We start from the raw sequence: 19940 nt of genomic DNA, 5'->3' as shown, positions 1-19940 counted from the left end.
ATTACTCCTTTTTCTCTGGAACAGATTCTGGTTTTTTGGCGCCGTCGAACAGCGCCTGACGTTGGTGGTAGTAACCCAGGGCAAAGCGGGCCTGAGCCTCCAGGTTAAGGTGCGATGGCATCGCGTCGATGCCACTGATGATGTCTTGCGCCCGCTTTTCAAAGGCAATCGTGGCACCCTGAGTCATCTTGCCCAGGTGATGCTGGTAAGTCCGCAATAACCGAGGAAAGACGATGGCGGGCGTGGCCGAGGCGGAACTGTAGAAGCGATCACGGATGCCTGCGCCAACATTACCCAGTGCTGCATACTGAGCAGACTCCAGTACCGCGAACAAACGACCCAACCGATAGGCGGGATCGAGGTTATCTGTATCGAGACTCACGCTGATATCTCCTTTTTGGTGAGGTTTGCGCAGCAGCCATGCCTTCAGAATAGCGGCGCGCATGTAGTTGATCGTTCGGTCTGCCCGAATGCGTCGAATCACCGCACTGGCGAGTGAGTCGGGATAGGCCGTCCCTTCCAGAATGGCGCGCATCAAGGCGCCGCCGAGCAGGGGCGAGATATCTTTGCTTTCGCGGGCGGTTTCTCGCAGCAGCATCCAGATAGGCGGAAATTCGGGATCCGGGCGTTTGCTGCCCGCCCCATGCTGAGGCACCACGCGCAAGGCATCGTGATGCGCCTTGAGTTTGTCGAACAGGTCGCCGAGCGAGCCAGTGTGCCAGAAGCGAGGTGCCAGCCTTGCTGCATTGGGCGCCAGCCCCAGAATCTGCACCGGCGTTGCGGGATCATCGCCGACGACCTTCAACTCGCCGCCCCCACTGCGCAGTGCTTGCAGCAATGCTTTTGTCTGCTCCCGGGCAGTTTCATCTTGCGCCTCGGCCTCGATATTTCCACTCAAGAAGTCCGCTAACCATTGCTCCGTCACCGTTGCCTTTTCGGTCCAGAAAACCACCGTTGTATCCCCGACCGAGATGCGATGTTTGTCACTGGATGGGCCGGAAAGGAGACCATTCAATGCGGTGCAATAGCGGAAGGCTGCCTGCTCCGATACGGGTGCATTCAGGCTTTGGTCCTTACCATAGGATTTGAACGCATCACAGTTGAATGAGACCAGCGCCGCCCCCGAGGACTGCGCACCCGCAACACCCTTGAGCTTGGGCTCATGGGTCCGGGCCGGGATAGCGCGCTCACCCGTGACCAGACAGAGACTGGCGGCGGTTTTTTGTGCTGGTTCGTCCGTTTGCCTTTTCCACCAGGCTTCAAGTTTGGCGTGTTGGTGGAGATAGCGGGTTTCACCAATGAGTTGAAACACGCCGAAGCCGCTATCAAGTTCGTCGAGCAACCCGAATTCCCGGCAGCGATCCGGATTCCAGCACTTCAGAAAGCGGCAAAGAGCCATATAGCCGGGGTCATCGATCTGGGATTCGAGATCAAGATGTTTGGCCCGAAAGCCGTCGAAGGACTTTTCGGTGCGAAGACGGCGCTTCTCGAATGCCTCATCCGATTCATTCGACTTTTTGGGTCCGACATGACCCAACAGGTAGGCGCTGTTGTCCCAGAGAAAACAGGGGTTGATCCCTGACCCCGATGGCTTGGCCTGCCCAGGCACCAGCATCTGCCGAGAGATGCGACGCTTGCCTTTTTCTTCGCGCACGTCATCGATGCCATACAAGCGACCATCCGGATGCAACACGACAACGAAGGCGATCTTCTGAGCGCTGTAGCCCGCCGGTGCAATTCCGTAGCTGGCGTCTTCGGCCAGCCGATCATAGAGCTGGTTGAGCGACTGGAGGATCATGCCACCGTACCTCCCATCGCTTCGAGGCACTGCTGCACATCGATCACGCCATCGACCATCCGCGCGCGAAAGAACCTCGGCGTCATGCCATCGGCGAAATCGATGTCATGCAGCATGAAGCCCAGATCCTGCTCACCTCTGAGTTCTTCGGGACAGTCCGGCCAGTCGGCAACCGGCAGGAAGTCAGCCGCGAATTCCCGCGTGCCGAGATAGGGCCGATGGAAACACTGACCCTTGCGGAGCCTCCGATTGAAGATATCCAAATGCTTGCCCGCAGGCTCCGCATTGCGCGTGCCGTCGGCCTCGCGGGTGTCGAGGATGTCGAAGTGAGCCTCGATGCCATAGCAGACGTCCCGCAGCAGCAGCGAGGCGCGTTGCTGACGATCCTCGTCGGCATACAGTCCGAGGATCTGTCCACCGCCCTTCATCGCGCTCTTCACCGTGCCGACCGGGATCTTGCTGGCCACTTCATTGCGCCGGATGTTGGTAAAGCGGATCGGCGCCAGTACCCGGATGCGATCGATCACCCAGCGGATTTGCGGCTTCCAGTAGATGGCCTCGAGTACCCCGCGTGCCCCCGAGGGGGTCATGACATCGTAGGACACGCGTTCGGCCTTCATTTCAGGGCGCGTCCAGCAGGCATAGTCCCCTCGAACAAGCAGTTTCACGCCTTGTGTCATCTGTCCTCCTTCACTGGATGAGAAATTGAGCGTCGTAGACTGGATCGGCATCGAGCCGCAAGCCGAGGTCGCGGTCGTAGTACAGGTCTGGCGCCAGGAGCACCGCGAAGCGGTCACAGAGCAGTTCGATCTGATTCGCCTGCAACGCCTGCTTCCAGCGCCGTTCGGCCACTGAAGCCGACAGGCGCTGCAGGCGTCGGGATAATTTGCGATCGGGATAACGTCCGAGTCCATCGAGTCGCCGCAGTACGTCGATCAGGGCGCGACTCTCGTCGTCCCAGCCGATGAGCACCGGGCGCTGTGTGTCATCGATGAACCGGAATCGCTCGGCCATGGTGGCGAAGTCCACATCCAGCGGCAGTTTCGGGTCGCCAACTCGCGAGCAGTCACTGATCTTCTGCTTGTCCCAGTCCTGCTCCCGGGACCAGTAGTGCAGCCGGAAGTAATGCTCGATGGCATCCAGCCCTAGCAGGTCCTGATGATGCCCGGCATCGATGACCTGACTGGTGGCACTGGCGCCGGTTTTGATCGTTCCGAACAGGCGCGCAAACGCCGGTTCCTCAGGACGGAAGATCCAGGTGATCCCGGTATCTCGTTGACCTTCGCGATTGCAGCGCCCCGCAGCCTGAGCCACCGAATCCAGCCCGGCCAGTGCACGCCAGACCACGGGAAAATCGACGTCGACGCCGGCCTCGATCAGTTGGGTTGAGACGACTCTGCAAACCGCCCCGTCCGCCAAGCGCTGCCGAATCTCGGCAAGCCTGCGGCTGCGATGGTCCGGCGTCATCGCAGCACTGAGATGGAAACAGCCATCAGCCCCAGCGTGCGCCTGCAAGGCCTCGAACACGGCAGCCGCGTGCGCGCGGGTATTGACGATGGCCAGGCCTTGCTCACACGCGGACATGCGCACGGCCAGGGTTGGGCAGTCTAGTGAACCGGCATCGCGCAGTTCGACGCGTTGCAACGCGCGATACAGACTGACAGGATCCTCGATAATGGGCCGAGGCGCGGGCAGACCGATGCGAAAATCCTCGCGGCGCTCCAGTGCCGGCTGGGTTGCCGTGCAGAGCACGACCGTGCATCCGTACTGATTGACGAGCAACTCGATCACCCGCAGGCAAGGCGCCAGCAGCGTCACCGGCAGGGTCTGCACCTCATCGAGCACGATGACCGAATTGGCGATGCGATGCAGCTTGCGGCATCGGACGGGTTTGTTGGCGAACAGCGATTCGAACAACTGGACATTGGTTGTCACCACCAGCGGCGCATCCCAGTTTTCACTGGCGAGCCGTGTCCTTGTGGTTTCCAGCTCAGGATCGAAGTTCGAGTGGTGCTCCAGGATCAACTGATCGACATCCTCGGCGCAGCCCTCCAGAAACGCGCGGAACACCTCTGCGGTCTGCTCGATGATGCTGGTGAAGGGGATGGCATAGATGATGCGATTCAGACCATTGGCCGCGCAGTGCTTGAGCGCGAAGGTCAGGGAAGAGAGGGTCTTGCCGCCGCCGGTCGGGACGGTCAGTGAGTAGAGGCCCGGTCGCCCCAGCGCCTGCCGCCGACAGGCATCCAGCACCCTTGCCCGGGCCTCGGCAACGCGGCCCTGCGCTGTGGCGAAGCGTTCGTCGAGTCGTGCGTCGAAACCGGCGGCGATGACGGCAAAATCAGCCTTCCCCTTGGGCCGCTGCGCCGACTGCACCGGATTCATGAAGGATTCGGTGGCCAGAAAATCGGCATCCACCAGACAGGAGAACAGCATTCTCGTGGCAAAGCCGAGTTGGAAGGCGATTTCGGGTTTCGTGCCGCTGATCCCCCGCGGAATGGCGATGCCCGTTCCCGTCAGCAGTTTCTCTGGGACAGCTTCACGCCACGGAGGAAGATCGGTTTTCCGCAATCGGGCCTTCAGACAGGTGCGCTGGCTGTCGAGTCCATTCAATAGTCCGGCGTGATGTCCGGCGATCGCATAGGCCAGCATCGCATTGAAGGGGGGCGCCAGCGTCGCCATGGCATGCTGGGCACCAGCGCTACTGTGGTCCACGCGCCCAGTTCTTTCGCCCTTATGGCTGTCGGCGCCCACACCGCGCAGATACTGCTGAAAGGCGTCGGAGAATTTGCCCAGATCATGCCAACGCCCTGCGAGCAGGCCCAGGACAGCTAGTTCAGGGAGTTGCCCGAAGGCGCTGCGGGCAAACCGCAGGGTACGGCGTGTGACTCGATGCAGATGACCACTGGCTCCCAGCAGCGGTTCCCATTGGGAGGGGTCATCCGAGTGTTGCGGGTTCGAGTGAGCCAGGAGAAACGCCGCTTGATCCTTCTTGAGCACACTGAGCATATATTGGTTACGTCTTCGCTTTGTATCCGAATCAGATTTGCAAGACAGAAACGGATTGTCACTTCCAACTTACTCATTAAAAAGGTCCAGGGTATAGCAACCTGAGCTTGATGGCAACAGATCGAAAACATTTTCATCACGCTAATTAGTACACAGTTATTTCAATTTCGTATAGAGGAAATTCAAGCCGCCCGAGAATCCGCTTGACGGGAGCGTCATCGGTGCATCCGCCAATGCACGCCCCAAAAGCGATGCGGCAGCCGTCCGAAGGGGCGAGTCGGGCGCGAGCACGCCACAGTGACGGTGGTGGTGCCACTTAGGCGGCGGCGAATTTGTGAATGAGCGTGGAGATGGTCGATCAGCAGGCTGGATCACGAGCAAGGCGGCGTTAGCGCCGGCTCGGGCCGGACCCGCACCCGAGGCAGTGATCGGGCGGTTTTAGGCGGCGTGGACGGAGTATATTGAACTCAGGTGGCCGGGTGATCGCTCACCCGCGGTTCCCACAGACCCGAACGTGCCCGATTCGGGCATCCGGCTCCTCGGCCTAAACGTTCGCTACGTGGCATAGAGGCAGTCGAGCGCCCTCCTCTCGCTCGAAGGCCAGCACTCCGACTAAGGTGACCTCATCCGCAACATCACACACCCTGAACACCAATTGAATATCAAGACCAAAACCATGCTCACCGACCCCAGCTTGCTGCTCGATCGCACCCTGATCGGTGACCGGTGGATCTTCGCCCATGAGCAGGCATCCTTCACCGTCACCAACCCTGCCACCGGCAAACCCCTCGGTCAGGTGCCGGATCTGGACGCCGGCATCGCCCACCAGGCCATCGATGCCGCCGCCGAGGCCCAGACCGCCTGGGCCGCGCTGACCGCCGCTGCCCGCGCACAGATCCTGCACCGCTGGTGCGAGCTGCTGCGCGCCAATGCCGAGGATCTGGCCATCATCCTCACCGCCGAGTCCGGCAAGCCGCTGGCGGAGGCGCGCGGCGAGATCGCCTATGGCGCGGCCTACATCCAGTGGTTTGCCGAAGAGGCCCGGCGCGTCTACGGCGAGACCATCGCGGCGCCTCAGCCCAATCAGCGCCTGCTGGTGCTCAAGCAGCCCATCGGTGTCACCACGGCCATCACGCCCTGGAACTTCCCCAACGCCATGATTGCGCGCAAGGTCGCAGCCGCGCTGGCCGCGGGCTGCGCCATGGTGGTCAAACCGGCCGAGGAGACGCCTCTCTCTGCGCTGGCCATGGCGCTGCTCGCCGAGCGCGCGGGGCTGCCGGCCGGGCTCTTCAGCATACTGACCTCGACCCAGGCCGAGGCCATCGGCCAGGCCTTCTGCAGCCATCCACGGGTGCGCAAGCTGAGCTTCACCGGCTCCACCGCCGTTGGCCGCCAGTTGCTGCGCCAGGGGGCCGAACGGGTGCTGAACCTGTCCATGGAACTCGGCGGCAACGCGCCCTTCATCGTCTTCGACGACGCCGACCTGGAGGCTGCGGTGGAGGGCGCGATGCGCTCCAAGTATCGCCACAACGGCCAGACCTGCGTCTGCGCCAATCGGCTCTATGTGCAGGACGGCATCTACGACGCCTTCGCCGAACGGCTCGCGGCACAGGTCGCGCAGCTGCGTCCTGGAAACGGCTTCGACGAGGGGGTGACACTGGGGCCGCTGATCTCGGATCGGGCATTGGCCAAGGTCGAGGCGCAGCTCGAAGACGCCCGCAACCAGGGCGCGCGGGTGCTGAGCGGCGGTCAGCGCCACGCCCTCGGCGGCACCTTCTTCGAGCCCACGGTGCTGACCGAGGTCACCGCCGCCATGCGCATCGCCCACGAGGAGACCTTCGGCCCCATCGCGCCCTTGTTCCGCTTTCACGACGAAGCCGAGGTCATCGCCCAGGCCAACGACACCGAGTATGGGCTCGCGGCCTACTTCTATGCCCGCGACCTGTCGCGTGTCTGGCGTGTCGCCGAGGCGCTGGAATACGGCATGGTCGGCATCAACACCGGTCTGATCTCGACCGAGGTCGCGCCTTTCGGCGGCATCAAGCAGTCAGGACTGGGACGCGAGGGCGGCCGGCAGGGCATCGAGGAATATCTCGAGACCAAGTACCTGTGCATGGGGATCTGACCGGCTGCCGACGGCGCCGGCCCCGTGGTCGGGTCAGTGGGCCTGATCCCAGTTGTCGCCGACGCCGACGTCCACGATCAGCGGCACCTTTAGCTCGGCGGCCCCCTGCATGATCTCGCGGATGCGTGCCGAGGCCTGATCGACGGCATCGGCCTCCACCTCGAACACCAGTTCGTCGTGCACCTGCATGATCATGCGCACCGGTGGCTGCTCCTGCCGGATCCACTGATCCACCCGGATCATGGCCCGCTTGATGATGTCCGCCGCGGTGCCCTGCATGGGCGCGTTGATGGCGGTGCGCTCGGCGGCGTTGCGCAGTTGCTGGTTGCTGTGGTTGATATTGGTGAGGTAGAGCCGGCGGCCGAACAGGGTCTCGACATAACGGTCGGCCCGGGCCTGGACACGGATGTCGTCCATGAACGCCCGCACCCCGGGATAGCGGGCGAAGTACAGGTCGACGTAGGCCTGCGCCTCGGCCCGCTCGATGCCGAGCTGCCGTGCCAGGCCGAAGGCAGACATGCCGTAGATGAGGCCGAAGTTGATCGCCTTGGCCGAGCGGCGCTGTTCGCTGGTGACCGCTTCCTGCGCCACGCCCAGGATCTCCGCGGCGGTGGCGCGGTGGATGTCGGCGCCGGCGGCGAAGGCGGCCAGCAGGCGCTCGTCGCCGGACAGATGCGCCATGATGCGCAGCTCGATTTGCGAATAATCCGCCGCCAGCATGCGATACCCCGGTTCCGGCACGAAGGCCTGGCGGATCTTCCGCCCGTCCTCGCTGCGGATGGGGATGTTCTGCAGGTTCGGGTCGGACGACGACAGCCGCCCGGTGGCGGCAACCGCCTGGTGATAGCTGGTGTGCACCCGCCCGGTGTCCGGGTTGACCATCTGCGGCAACTTGTCGGTGTAGGTGGAGCGCAGCTTGGACAGGCCGCGATGCTCCAGGATGATGCCTGGCAGCTCGTGGCCGTCCTCGGCCAGCTTCTCCAGCACCGCCTCGGATGTGGACGGGGCGCCCTTGGGCGTCTTGGCCACCACCGGCAGCTTCAGTTCGTCGAAAAAGATCGCGCCGATCTGCTTCGGCGAGCCCATGTTGAAGCGGCGCCCGGCGGCGGCATAGGCGCGTTCCTCCAGCTCGGCAATGCGCCGGGCCAGCGCCTGGCTCTGGTCCTTGAGCGCATCGACGTCGATGCGCACGCCAAGCCGCTCCATGCGCGACAACACCGGTACCAGCGGCAGCTCGATCTCCTGGTAGACCCGTTGCAACGACGGCACGGCCTGCACCTTCGGCCAGAGCGCCTGATGCAGCCGCAAGGTCACGTCGGCGTCCTCGGCGGCGTAGGGGCCGGCCTGCTCCAGCGGGATCTGGTCGAAGGTCAGTTGCCTGGAGCCCTTGCCGGCCCCCTTCTTTCCCGCAATATCCTCAAAGCGGATGGTCTCGTGGTTCAGATATTTCTTGGCCAGCGAGTCCATGTCATGCCGGGTGGCGGTGCTGTCCAGCACATAGCTTTGCAGCATGGTGTCGTGCGCAACGCCCTGCACCGCAATGCCGTGATTGGCGCAGACACTGATGTCGTATTTCAGGTTCTGGCCGACCTTGGGCCGGTCGGGGTCTTGCAGCAACGGCCGCAGCCCGTCCAGCACCCGCTCGCGCCCAAGCTGTTCCGGTGCGCCGGGATAGTCATGCGCCACCGGCATATAGGCGGCCTGGATGCGGCCGTCGTCCGACGCCAGCGCAAAGGAGACGCCGACGATCCGGGCCTGCATGTAATCCAGGCTGGTGGTCTCGGTGTCGAACGCGAACAGCTCCGCCGCCGCCAGACGCGCCAGCCAGTCGCTGAAGGCCGCATCGTCCAGCACCAGGGCGTAGTCGGCGGCGGGCGCGGGCTCGGCGGCGGTATCGCCTGACGATTCCGCGTCCAGGGTGGCCAGCAGTCGCCGCGACTCGATGCGCTCGTACCAGTCGCGCAGGGTGCCCACGTCCGGCGGGGTCGGCGTCAGATCCTCGGGGGCAAAGTCCAGCGCCACGTCCCGCTTGATGGTGGTCAGCGTGCGCGACAGCGGCAACTGTTCCAGGCTCGCGCGCAGGTGCTCGCCGATCTTGCCCTTTATCTCATCCGCGTGGGCGATGACGTCGTCCAGGCTGCCGTACTCGTTGATCCACTTGGCGGCGGTCTTCGGGCCGCACTTGGGCACCCCGGGGATGTTGTCGATGCTGTCGCCCATCAGGCTCAGGTAATCGACGATGCGCTCCGGCGGCACGCCGAACTTCTCCCGCACCCCGTCCGCATCCAGCACGGTGTCGGACATGGTGTTGACCAGCGTAATGCGGTCATCCACCAGTTGCGCCATGTCCTTGTCGCCGGTGGAGATCAGCGTGGCGATGCCGGCGGCGGCCGCCCGCGTGGCCAGCGTGCCGATGACGTCGTCCGCCTCCACGTCCGGCACCACCAGCAGCGGCAGCCCCATGGCGCGGATGATCTCCTTCAGCGGCTCCAGTTGCTCGCGCAGGTCCTCCGGCATCGGCGGCCGGTTGGCCTTGTAGTCGGCGTAGAGGCGGTCGCGGAAGGTGGGCCCGGCGGCATCGAAGACCACGCCGATGTAGTCCGGTCGCTGCTCGTCGATGAGCTTGCGCAGCATGTTCAGCACACCCACCAGCGCGCCGGTGGCCTCGCCGCGGGAATTGGTCAGCTTGGGCAGGGCGTGGTAGGCCCGGAACAGGTAGCCCGAGGCGTCGACGAGGATGAACGGGTGCCGGTGTTGCATGCGCGATTGCGAGGTGGAGTGGAAAGACCTAACGGTATCATGGTTCGTCTGCAATCAGGGTGCAGCGCAGCGGCTGCAGCTCGCGGTATATCAGCCCCAGGGGCGGGCGCTGACTCAGGGTCAGGATGCGGGTGCCGCTGGGGTAGACCAGGTGATAGGTCTGATAGAGATGCAGATCGCGACGGTCGTATAGCAGCGCGCGGGCGCGTTGCAGCAGGTGCTGGTGCGCCGGAGCGATGGGCGCGGTCAGCGTGCCGATAACCAGCGCCTGCGCGTCCAGACGCACCTCCAGCCGTGCCTCACTGCGGTGCCGGTCGTGTTGGCCGTGACCTTGGCCGGTGTCTTGACCGGGATGCTGACTGCGCTGCTGGACATGAGCGGTGTCGGGGCCATCCGCCGGCTCGTGCAGCAGCGACGCCAGCAACGGCTGGATGGCCGGCGTCAGGATCAGCCCCAGCTGCTGCTCGCCCAGCAGCCAGCGCAGGTCATGCGCCGCGTCCCCAAGCAGCTCGTGCACACCGAAGGCCTGCGCCCAGCCACGAAAATAGGCGCTGTAGCAACGGATCAGGCGCTGGCTGGTCATCGGGCGGGGGCTCACGCGCGAAAATCCCCCCACAAGGTCTGAATGGCCGCCAGGGCCGCAAGGGGCGCGGTCTCGGTCCGCATGATCCGCGGTCCCAGGCGGACCGCCCGAAAGCCCTGCCCCAGGGCCGCCTCGCGCTCAGCAGGCGCCAGGCCGCCTTCCGGCCCCACCAGTACGGTCAGTCGGTCATCTGCCGGCGGCGACAGCGACGGCAGCGGCACGGCGCCGCGATGATCCAGCAGCAGGCCGCCCGGTTGCGCCCGCGGCAACCAGTCCAGCAGCGCCTCCGGCCCTGCCAGCCTGGGCAGGCGCCGACGACCGCTTTGTTCGCAGGCCGCCACGATCACCCCCTGCCAGTGCTGCACCCGTTTCTGCAAGCGCTCGTCACGCAGGCGCACGACACTGCGCTCGGTAAACAGCGGCCTCACCCGGGCGACCCCCAGTTCGACGGCCTTCTGCAAAGCATAGTCCATGCGCTCGCCCCGGGAGATGCCCAGCGCCAGCGTGATCGCCAGCGCGGGCACGGGCTCCGGCTCACCGACAGCATCGATCTGCACCTGCGCCGACGCACGCTCCGCCGAGCAGAGGACGCCAGCGTAGTCGCGGCCGTCGCCGTTGAACAGCACCAGCGGGTCGCCGGCCTTCAGGCGCAACACCTGGGTCAGATGTTTCGACGCCGTCGGTTCCAGCCGCAACCGGGTACCCACCGCCAGGCCCTGCGGCGTGTAGATGCGGTGAATGCGCATGTCCCGTTGCGCCGGCGTCTGGGCCGAATGTTTGTTCGATGCCATGTCAGTTGGCGTGTTCATTGATCAGTCAGGGAGATATCGCCCTGGGGCGGGCAGATCTCGACAAGCCCGCACAGCCCGAATGGTATCAGCAACTGTTGGGGAGAACATGGGGTAGCATCATGGTTCTCCTGATAAGCCGATTTTATGCAGACGCCGGCAAATACTGTTTTGACACCTTTTCCACCCGCCCCATATGCTCCTCCCCCTAACAACCAGGCACCAGCCGCTGGCGCCCCACGGACGCGGATGGCTGAGTTCATAAGGGAAGCCCAGGTCGGAGCGGGCGAGGCCTAGCCAGGATCGCGCCGGGAGACGCAGAGCAGAGAGCTTCGGCGGACCACCAGTTCCGCAGAGGCATCACCATTGCCGCATCACTGATGCGACCTTTCCACGCAGAATCCATTCTGCTGCAGAGACGTTAGGAGAACCAGCACCATGCCAACTTTCGTCCGTACCGACAAGTGCGACGGCTGCAAGGGTCAGGACAAGACCGCTTGTATGTACATCTGCCCCCACGACCTGATGAAGCTGGACAAGGACGGCTCCGAAACCGGCTGGGCCATGAAGTCCTATAACCAGGAGCCCGAGCAGTGCTGGGAATGCTACTCCTGCGTCAAGATCTGCCCGCAGCAGGCCATCGAGGCCCGCCACTACGCCGACGTGGTGCCCATGGGCGCGTCCGTGCAGCCCCTGCGCGGCACCGACTCCATCATGTGGACCATCAAGTTCCGCAACGGCAACATGAAGCGCTTCAAGTTTCCCATCCGCACCACGCCGGAAGGGTCCATCGATCCGTACGGCGGCAAGCCCTCTGCCGACATCGCCAAGATCGGCGAGCCCGGTTACTTCACCCTGGGCGGCGTGCAAAAGCCCGGTGATCCGTCCGAGCTGATCCGCAAGTAAGCGGCCACGCCACACAGACCCGCATCGCCCCGACAGCGGCGGCGAGCGACATCCGGTTCAAGAGAATACAGAGGCAACGAAAATGGCAGGAGAATTCGGTAATCCCGAGATTGTCGAGGAAGAGGTCGACATCCTCATCATCGGCGGCGGCATGGGTGCTTGCGGCGCGGCCTACGAGATCGGCCCCTGGCTCGAGCAGGCCAAGGCCCAGGGCGTGGACCTGAAGGTCAAGCTGGTGGACAAGGCCGCCATGGACCGCTCCGGCGCCGTGGCCCAGGGCCTGTCGGCCATCAACACCTACCTGGGCGACCAGGATCCCGCCGACTACGCGCGCATGGTCTCCAACGACCTGATGGGCATCACCCGCGACGACCTGGCCTACGACCTGGGCCGCCACGTCGACGACTCGGTGCACCTGTTCGAGGAGTGGGGCCTGCCCATCTGGAAGCAGCCCGGTGACGAAGGCAAGCCCCTGGTCGAAGGCGGCCAGCCGGTGCGTTCCGGCAAGTGGCAGATCATGATCAACGGCGAGTCCTACAAGTGGATCGTCGCCGAGGCCGCGAAGAAGGCCCTGGGCACCGAGCGCATCCAGGAGCGGGTGTTCATCGTCAAGCTGGTCAACGACAAGAACGACAAGAACCGCATCGCCGGCGCCGTCGGCTTCTCGGTGCGCGAGGACAAGGTCTTCGTCTACAAGTTCAAGGCCTGCCTGCTGGTAGCCGGCGGCTGCGTGAACATCTTCCGTCCGCGCTCCGTTGGTGAGGGCACCGGCCGCGCCTGGTACCCGGTCTGGAACGCCGGCTCTACCTACGCCATGGCCGCCGAGGCCGGCGCCGAGCTGACCATGATGGAAAACCGCTTCGTGCCCGCCCGCTTCAAGGACGGTTACGGCCCGGTGGGCGCCTGGTTCCTGCTGTTCAAGGCCAAGGCGACCAACGCCTTCGGCGAGGTCTACATGGAGACCAACAAGGAGCTGCTGGACGACTTCCCGCCCTATGGACAGGCCAAGGTGCCGGCGTCCTGCCTGCGCAACCACCTGATGATGAAAGAGATGCGCGAAGGTCGCGGTCCCATCTGGATGGACACCGTCACCGCGCTGGGCAAGCTCGCCGAGACCATGACCCCCAAGGAGATCAAGCACCTCGAGGCCGAGGCCTGGGAAGACTTCCTGGACATGTGCATCGGTCAGGCCGGTGTCTGGGCCGGTGAGAACATCGAGCCCGAGAAGAAGAACTCTGAGCTGATGCCCACCGAGCCCTACCTGCTCGGCTCCCACTCCGGCTGCTGCGGCATCTGGACCTCCGGTCCCGAGGACCTGGGCGCACCCACCAGCGAGGAGCATGCCGATAAGGACAAGATCCCCGGACACCTGCCCTCCGGCTGGAACTGGGGCTACCGCGGCATGACCACGGTGCAGGGCCTGTTCACCGCCGCTGACGGTGTCGGTGCCTCCGGCCACAAGTTCTCCTCCGGCTCACACGCCGAGGGGCGCATCGCGGCCAAGGCCATGGTCAAGTTCTGCATGGACAACAAGGATCACAAGCCAGAGCTCGACACGCCTGTCGACCAGTTGGTGGAAGAGATCTACAGGCCCGTGCGCAACTACATGGAGCACAAGGACTACACCACCGCTATCGACGTGAACCCCAACTACATCACGCCGAAGATGCTGCAGTTCCGCCTGCAGAAGATCATGGACGAGTACGTGGCCGGTGTTTCCACCATGTACCAGACCAACGCCCACATGATGGCCGTGGCCGAAGAAAAGCTTGAGATGCTGAAGGAAGACGCGCAGAAGATGCGCGCGAAAGACCTGCACGAACTGCTGCGGGCCTGGGAAAACTACCACCGCATCCTCACGGCCGAGGCGCACATGAAGCACATCCAGTTCCGCGAAGAGAGCCGCTACCCCGGCTTCTACTACCGGATGGATCACAACTACGTGGACGAAGAAAACTGGAAGTGCTTCGTCAACTCTATCTATGACAAGGAGTCCAGGACCTGGACCTGCTTCAAGCGCGCCCACGTCGATATCGTCGACAAATCCAAGCTGTTCAAGTAAGCCTCGAGGCTCGGCCCACCGCACGGGAAACGCTGATTTATTCAGCATTTCCCGTGCGGGGCAGGAGGCTCCGCCATTTTTAGCGGCGTACGCCGCTGAAAATGAAGCGATTCGGAAACCGCGTTTTCGAATCGCGTGCCGATTTTTGGCCAGGATGGCCAATAAATCAGCGTCTCCCAAGGTGGCCGGGCCTTTTCATTGCGCCCTTCCTGCAGTTGTCTTGTGCGCCCTCAGCCGCTTGCCTGCCGCATTCAGCGGTCCGCGCCAGCGCGCTGTCGGCAAGTCTCTCCGTAACCGAGGAATCGGATATCCTCTGCGGCATCAATCGCGCGGAACGCATCTACCGTCTGCATACCCTGCTCCAGCAGAAGCCGCGCTCGCTGGCCAAGCTCCAGGAGGCACCGGAGGCCTTCCGGGACACCGTGGTACGCGATCTGGGCTATATGAAGGACTTCATGGGCACCCCGATCGAATATGCTTGTGCCATCAACGGCTATCGCTACAGCCCCAATGCGCCCCGCTTCGAACTCCCCGGCTTCTGGCTCAACAAGCGCGAACTCTACGCCCTGCTCGCCACCGAGCGTCTGCTCGAGGTCCGTCTCGCGCAGGAAGCGCCCAGTCGAGTCCGGCGAGATCGAGGTGACGATGCCTCGGGCGATGGCCTCAGCGACCAGCTCGGCGTGGGTCCAGTGCGTCAGCGCACGCCCGTCGCGCGAAGTCGCTCCGCCATGTTGCCGGTCCTTGATCTCGCATCGAGAGCTCCGCTATCGTCCCGCCTCAGTGCGGCTTTGACTACCTATCCGTGCTCGGCAGGTGTGCTCGCAAGGCGCAGACGGATTCCACTGTCGTACCGGAAACGCTGAAAAATCAGCGTTTCCTTACGGCTTTGCTTGGCGTGCCAAAAGGTATCTCATGCCGAGCACAGGCAATAACAATGCCAGAAGCAGCAAGGCCCATTCATGCATGGTCGGAATGGGCTGCACGTGCAATGAAACCGTGATGCTTGCCAAGGCGGGAGCACCATTTTCCGTACCGTAGATGAACATGGGCGCCGAGCGACCGTTGTACTCGCCCGGCGTTGCGTCCTGAGGAATCCGTACGTCGATAGCAAAACGACAACGACCGCCCGCCTCCAGACTGCCGCCGGTCAGATTGATAGTCCCGGCACCCTGGATCAGGGAGTTGGCGCCACATACGCCGGTCAGAGGCAGACCCTCGGCAGCCAGGCCCGGCAGTATGCCCCCCAGGTCGGTACTGAAGGCGATGTCCGGTACGGGATTGGCCGGATCCAGATTGTCGATGGTCATTACAAGCTGGATGAGTTCGCCCGGGTAGGCGTCACCGATAAACTCCATCGACAGCGCCAGCAACCGGCCGAGGAAGTCGTCGTTGGCGACGCCACCGGTTACCGCGACACCGTCGATCATCCCGCTGATCTCGCCGGTCGTGTTGACGAACGGATTGACTCCGGGCGGGATGACTGCTGGCATTTGCAGGTCGACGCTGAAGCTGCAGGAGGCGCCGGCTCCAAGGGTGCCGCCGCTGTAGCCCAGGGTGGGACCGGTAGTAATGGTGCCGTCGCAGGTATTGGACGCGACGCTGGCGGCGGTCAATCCGGGCATGACCGCTCCCAGATCGTCGCTGAACTCAATCGCGGTCACTGATCGGTCCGGGTGCAGGTTCGTCAAGGTGAAGCTCAGCGCCAGTGCGCCGCCCGGGGCGACCGTGTCGGCGCTGAACGACTTGTTCAGGGCCAGTAGCCTGGTGTCCACTTTCAGGCTGTCAGCCGCCGCAGCGAGGGTGACCGGACTCCCGTCGATGATCGCGCTGAGACTGCTGGTGGTATTGGCGTAATCACCATCCGGGGCATTAGTGGGCACCACCAGCGGCACGTCGAAACTGCAGGATGTACCGGCGTTCAACGAGCCGTTGGAAAAAAGCAGAGTGCTGACGCCGGAGAGGCTCGAGTTCGGGCCACAGTCAGGGGCCGTGACGGGAAGGGGGGTGGTAGCGGACAACCCTGTCAGCGTGGCGTTCAGATGGTCAGTGAAGCTGATGCCGGTTGCCGTCTCGCTGGCCGTGGTGTTGTGCAGGGTGAAGCGCAGGGTCGCGGGATCTCCGGGGAGTACAGGGTCGTCGATGAACGCCTTGGTGAGACGCAGACCACTGATGTCCAGAAAGTCCTCCCCGGGAACGGACAGGGTGGTGATGCCATCGACCACGGAGGACACCTCGCTGGTCGTGCTCTGGTAAGTTCCGGGTAGCGCGGCGGCCGGAACCTGCAGGGTCAAGGCTATGTTGCAGGTTGATCCGCCGGCGAGGGCGGCACCGCTGACATCGATGATGCTCGGATTGGAAAAGTCTACGGTCCCGCCGCAGGAATTGCTTGACAGGGCAACTGCCGCAAGTCCGGTCAGGGCGCCGTCCAGATTGTCGGTGAAGCTGATCTCGCTGAAGGCGCGTAGGGTGTCGTCCTGGTCATTGCCGAGCAGGTAGTCCAGGGTAACCACGTCGCCCGATGCGACGGGATCGCCGAAGGCCTTGCGCAGGCGCACCCCCTTGGTCACGATGAGGGTATCCGAGGCCGGTTTCCCGGTGGTTGTCTCGCTATCGATCGTTGCCGTGATCTCACCGGTGGTGTTGATGTAGCTGCCGCCGATACCGGTTGGGATGTCGATGGCAACGTCGAAGCTGCAGGCGCCACTGGGGGCTAACTCGCCGTTACTTAGACTTAAAGCCTCTCGCTCGGAGTCGAGCCATATAATCGCGACTGACGAGCCGGTGCCGCAGGGAGATGCCGGCACTGTGGCCGACAGGGGGTAGGGCAGGAACGTGGTGAGTTCGTCAATGAATGTGATCGCCGTGGCATTCGCCGTGCTGCTTGTATTCTGAATGTTGAATCTCAGCGTTACGTTGTCGCCGGCGCCAACGGGATCACCGATGAATTCCTTGCTCAGTGACGGCGCAAACGCCAGAAACAGGGTGTCCGTGGCCGGGCTGCCAATTACCGGTGTCGAGTCGACGATGGCGGTCAGGCTGCTGGTGGCGTTCGGGTAGGCGCCCACCGCGGCGGTGTCCGGCACCGCGACATCGAGCAGGACGCTGCAACTTGCGCCCGGGTCGAGGCTGCCGCCGGAAAAAGTGACGTTCGATCCGGCGAGGACCGTTCCATCGCAGGTGTTGCCTTGCACGCTGGTGGCATTCAACCCTGTAAGCGTGGCGCCGAGATCATCGGTGAAGGCGATGTCGGTGGCCCTGTGGTATTGGTCGCGGTTGAAGACGGTGAAACGCAGCGTGGTTGTCTCTCCAGGGATCGCCGGATCATCGGTGAACGCCTTCGACAAGGCGACCCGGTCGCTGGCGATCTGCAGTGCGGCCGTGGCCTTGCCGGCAGAGGAAAAGTTCGGCGATGCGGTCAGATCGCCCGAGACATTGCCAAGCACGCCGGTGCCGGTCGCGATCACGTCGACGTTCACGGTGCATTCGTCGCCTGCTGCCAAGGCCTCATAGCCCGGTACCGAAGCACCGGCTATAGTGACGGCGATCGTGTTTGTTGTTGCAGTTGCGATTACGGGCGTAGCGTTCAGTAGGGGATTGCCGCAGGTGGTCGATGCATTGGCGGGCGACGCGACCGTCAATCCGGCGGGAAGGTTGTCGACAAAGGCAAGGCGGTCGTAGCTAATCGCACTTAAAGCATTGTCGATTGTGAAGCTCAGAGTGCTGCGCCCACCCCAGTTGACGCTGGACGGAAAAAACATTTTGGTAAAGCCAGGTCGGGCGGAATCGACTGTCAGGTCAGCGCTGGCAAGGCCACTGTTGCCGGCGCTGGAGGTGAGATCGCCGGAGATGTTCGTGTGAACCCCCGGGGTCGAACTGGTGACATTCACGGTGACCCGGCATTCCTGGCCGCCACCGAGTCTCCCGCCGCTGATGCTAAGGGTATTGCCACCATCCGGCGCATTGATGCTGGCGTTCAGGCAGTCGGTGCTGGCCGACGCGGGGGTTGCAAGGGTGATGCCGGCCGGCAATGTGTCGACAAAGGCCAGATCGGTCGCCGGGCTGGCGGAGGCGCTGTTATCGATGGTGAAGGTCAGGGTGCTGGTGCTGCCGGGGCCGATACTGCTTGGCAGAAATGCCTTGTCGAACGTCGGCAGGGCGAACGCTGCGCCGGACGCGAGGATGGACAGCACTCCAACCATTGTCCGCGCAGGCCCCCTGCGTACGCTTATGAATTTTACGATCACGCGTCTGCTCTCCCCGGCGCCGAGCTACTGGAGGGTTGGTTTGAAAAGGGATACATCGCCTTGGTGCAGGCTCATGGGTTCTTCTGTCGAGCCTGCTCCAGAGTTCCCAAGCGCCGCAAGAGCAGGTCGATCATCTCCTGCTGCTGTAGGGTGTAGAGCGTGAGTTCCTCGACCTTCTCCATGAGCCTGACGTGCATGTCGGTGAGGTTCAGGCCGTTTTTGACGATTTCGTCAGCGGAGGGGACGTTGGGCAAATGGCGTTTTTCAGCGATAAATGTCCGTAGTTCGTCCATGGGCATGAGTTGATAATGGGGGTCGAACACATAATCCGGGTAGGTGTCGGCAGCGGTCGTAAGTTGGCCAGTGATGGAGAGATTACCATTGCTGTCGAGCCGCATCTGCGCCGGACCACTGTTGTCCTCGCGAACACTGAACACGCTTTCGGTTGCCGACAAATTCCAGGCGCCCGGGGTGAACCCCTGGGAGCCATCCTGGTCCAGGCGCAGGGTCGGAGTGTTGCCGCTGACGACATGCAAGGTTGTCGTCGGACTGTCTGTGCCGATCCCGATCTTGCCGCCTTCGTCGATGAGCAACGCGTTAGCGCCCGCGCCGGCCTTGATCGTGAACGGCAGATTTTCAGCCGTTGCGTCTTCAACAGCAAAATAGTTACGTCCGCCGTTGATGGAGTCGTTAATGACGATACGCCAATCATTGTTTGGGAAGGCGGATGAGCTGCTTGTATCCAGGAAATGGATACGCAGGTTGTTCTCCTTGAGCCGGATGGTGTCCGCGCCAAAAACCTCTCCGCTTACACAATCGGTCCCTGTGCAGTTGCTGTACTGTATGATGACGTCGTCTGAATGAACAATGTCGGCATTGACGGAGGCAAATGGAACGGAGAACAGAATGGCGGCCAGGCAGAAACGATGAGACATGGAGGCTTGCTCGGTTAGTAGTCAGAATTTCTGGATCGCACGCGGTCTGGCGCCTGGTCGAGCGCTTGAGGCGCAGGGACGGACCGCGGCTTGCGCTTTGGTGTTCGCGCATTTCTGGGGCGTCAGGTGACCCACATCCGACGTGGCGCGACGAGTATGAGTGTAGCGTGGGTCTGGGAAAATGCCTATTTATTGCGTATTTGCCCTGCCGGAGGGCATTTCCGCATTGAATGCGGGTGAAGCGGGTTGCCGCGGTAAGGTCGCAGTCTGCCCGAAAGTCGAACCGGTCGAGGACGCCGATGATGACCCGCAAGCCGCGCGCTTTTGCGACGCCGCTGAGCTGACACCAGAGGCCGTTGCCGCCATCGCCGAGCAGGTGCGCGTGCGGGTGTTGCGCTGGTTCGCCCGCAGCGACCTGATCGAGCCGGACGATGCTCGCGAGATGCTCGCTTGGGACAACAGCGGCTTCTCGCTGGATGCCGCGGTGCGCGTGGGTGCGCACGATCGTGCCGGCCTAGAGCGGCTGCTGCGCTATCGTGCCCGCCCGCCGTTCGCGCTCGAACGCCTACGGCGCATCCCCACCCCCGCTAAGGCACGATTCAGAAATAACCTATACGGATGCACGGTAGGGGGGGGTAGAAAAAACCAAACCCCCCCACCCCCCACCGCCGCAGAGGGGAGGGGTAAGAACCCAAAGAATTTAACAAGTTTTTTGGGGGGGGCGAGAACA

At 63.2% G+C, this 19940-nt stretch carries 12 protein-coding genes and 1 pseudogene; 5 read left to right on the top strand and 8 right to left on the bottom strand.

What is annotated here, in order from left to right:
• Position 1: 1 nt before the first annotated feature.
• Genes cas8c through F2Q65_RS08740 form a run of 3 tightly spaced genes read right to left on the bottom strand, consistent with a single transcriptional unit; the run spans position 2 to position 4807 of the window.
• Entirely contained in the window at positions 2-1798 is a 1797-nt protein-coding gene (gene cas8c / locus F2Q65_RS08750) for a type I-C CRISPR-associated protein Cas8c/Csd1 (protein ID WP_150092482.1), read from the bottom strand.
• Positions 1795-2478 carry a type I-C CRISPR-associated protein Cas5c gene (cas5c, locus tag F2Q65_RS08745; RefSeq protein ID WP_150092480.1) on the bottom strand — a complete coding sequence of 228 codons (684 nt, stop codon included), beginning with the start codon at positions 2476-2478 and terminating at the stop codon, positions 1795-1797. The genes cas8c and cas5c overlap by 4 nt, the downstream gene beginning before the upstream one ends.
• Positions 2479-2488: 10 nt before the next feature.
• The gene (locus F2Q65_RS08740) at positions 2489-4807 is read right to left on the bottom strand and encodes a CRISPR-associated endonuclease Cas3'' (RefSeq protein ID WP_150092478.1); all 2319 of its coding nucleotides are present in this window, start codon (positions 4805-4807) and stop codon (positions 2489-2491) included.
• A 676-nt stretch (positions 4808-5483) separates the two neighbouring features.
• Between F2Q65_RS08740 and F2Q65_RS08730 the strand changes: the two genes are divergently transcribed.
• On the top strand, positions 5484-6932 hold the full coding sequence (locus tag F2Q65_RS08730) for an NAD-dependent succinate-semialdehyde dehydrogenase (RefSeq protein WP_150092474.1): 1449 nt from the start codon (positions 5484-5486) through the stop codon (positions 6930-6932).
• A 33-nt stretch (positions 6933-6965) separates the two neighbouring features.
• Here the strand turns inward: F2Q65_RS08730 and polA are convergent, their stop codons facing one another.
• From polA to F2Q65_RS08715, 3 genes are read right to left on the bottom strand one after another with little or no spacing between them, the layout of a single operon-like run.
• Positions 6966-9692, bottom strand: coding sequence for a DNA polymerase I (gene polA / locus F2Q65_RS08725; protein ID WP_150092472.1), 2727 nt, complete (start codon positions 9690-9692; stop codon positions 6966-6968).
• Positions 9693-9729: 37 nt separating this feature from the next.
• Positions 9730-10290: a hypothetical protein gene (locus F2Q65_RS08720; protein ID WP_150092470.1), complete on the bottom strand. Its 561-nt coding sequence runs from the start codon at positions 10288-10290 to the stop codon at positions 9730-9732.
• On the bottom strand, positions 10287-11066 hold the full coding sequence (locus tag F2Q65_RS08715; RefSeq protein WP_246156088.1) for a 16S rRNA (uracil(1498)-N(3))-methyltransferase: 780 nt from the start codon (positions 11064-11066) through the stop codon (positions 10287-10289). Before F2Q65_RS08715 ends, F2Q65_RS08720 begins: the two co-directional genes overlap by 4 nt.
• Positions 11067-11501: 435 nt before the next feature.
• Between F2Q65_RS08715 and aprB the strand changes: the two genes are divergently transcribed.
• The 3 genes and pseudogenes from aprB to F2Q65_RS19925 form a co-directional block, all read left to right on the top strand.
• Positions 11502-11969 carry an adenylyl-sulfate reductase subunit beta gene (gene aprB, locus F2Q65_RS08710; protein ID WP_150092468.1) on the top strand — a complete coding sequence of 156 codons (468 nt, stop codon included), beginning with the start codon at positions 11502-11504 and terminating at the stop codon, positions 11967-11969.
• Positions 11970-12051: 82 nt separating this feature from the next.
• Positions 12052-14031, top strand: coding sequence for an adenylyl-sulfate reductase subunit alpha (gene aprA / locus F2Q65_RS08705; RefSeq protein WP_150092466.1), 1980 nt, complete (start codon positions 12052-12054; stop codon positions 14029-14031).
• Positions 14032-14351: 320 nt separating this feature from the next.
• Positions 14352-14624: pseudogene (locus F2Q65_RS19925) on the top strand (helix-turn-helix transcriptional regulator); the annotation flags it as partial.
• 285 nt (positions 14625-14909) lie between these two features.
• On the opposite strand, the gene F2Q65_RS08695 reads toward F2Q65_RS19925, so the two are convergent.
• Together F2Q65_RS08695 and F2Q65_RS08690 are read right to left on the bottom strand one after the other, a co-directional pair.
• Positions 14910-18221: a DUF7933 domain-containing protein gene (locus tag F2Q65_RS08695; protein ID WP_150092461.1), complete on the bottom strand. Its 3312-nt coding sequence runs from the start codon at positions 18219-18221 to the stop codon at positions 14910-14912.
• A 125-nt stretch (positions 18222-18346) separates the two neighbouring features.
• Entirely contained in the window at positions 18347-19210 is an 864-nt protein-coding gene (locus F2Q65_RS08690) for a hypothetical protein (protein ID WP_150092459.1), read from the bottom strand.
• 181 nt (positions 19211-19391) lie between these two features.
• Here F2Q65_RS08690 and F2Q65_RS19920 point away from each other — a divergent pair.
• A partial coding sequence (locus tag F2Q65_RS19920) for a transposase (RefSeq protein WP_246156086.1) occupies positions 19392-19940 on the top strand: 549 nt, incomplete at its 3' end.

Source organism: Thiohalocapsa marina, from assembly GCF_008632335.1.
Lineage (GTDB): Bacteria > Pseudomonadota > Gammaproteobacteria > Chromatiales > Chromatiaceae > Thiohalocapsa > Thiohalocapsa marina.
Note: the sequence above shows the minus strand (reverse complement) of the source record. Positions and strands in the feature narration are given on the sequence as shown.

Coding starts and splice junctions, on each gene's coding strand:
- cas8c (WP_150092482.1), bottom strand. CDS start 1,798: ATGATCCTCCAGTCGCTCAACCAGCTCTATGATCGGCTGGCCGAAGAC.
- cas5c (WP_150092480.1), bottom strand. CDS start 2,478: ATGACACAAGGCGTGAAACTGCTTGTTCGAGGGGACTATGCCTGCTGG.
- F2Q65_RS08740 (WP_150092478.1), bottom strand. CDS start 4,807: ATGCTCAGTGTGCTCAAGAAGGATCAAGCGGCGTTTCTCCTGGCTCAC.
- F2Q65_RS08730 (WP_150092474.1), top strand. CDS start 5,484: ATGCTCACCGACCCCAGCTTGCTGCTCGATCGCACCCTGATCGGTGAC.
- polA (WP_150092472.1), bottom strand. CDS start 9,692: ATGCAACACCGGCACCCGTTCATCCTCGTCGACGCCTCGGGCTACCTG.
- F2Q65_RS08715 (WP_246156088.1), bottom strand. CDS start 11,066: ATGGCATCGAACAAACATTCGGCCCAGACGCCGGCGCAACGGGACATG.
- aprB (WP_150092468.1), top strand. CDS start 11,502: ATGCCAACTTTCGTCCGTACCGACAAGTGCGACGGCTGCAAGGGTCAG.
- aprA (WP_150092466.1), top strand. CDS start 12,052: ATGGCAGGAGAATTCGGTAATCCCGAGATTGTCGAGGAAGAGGTCGAC.
- F2Q65_RS08690 (WP_150092459.1), bottom strand. CDS start 19,210: ATGTCTCATCGTTTCTGCCTGGCCGCCATTCTGTTCTCCGTTCCATTT.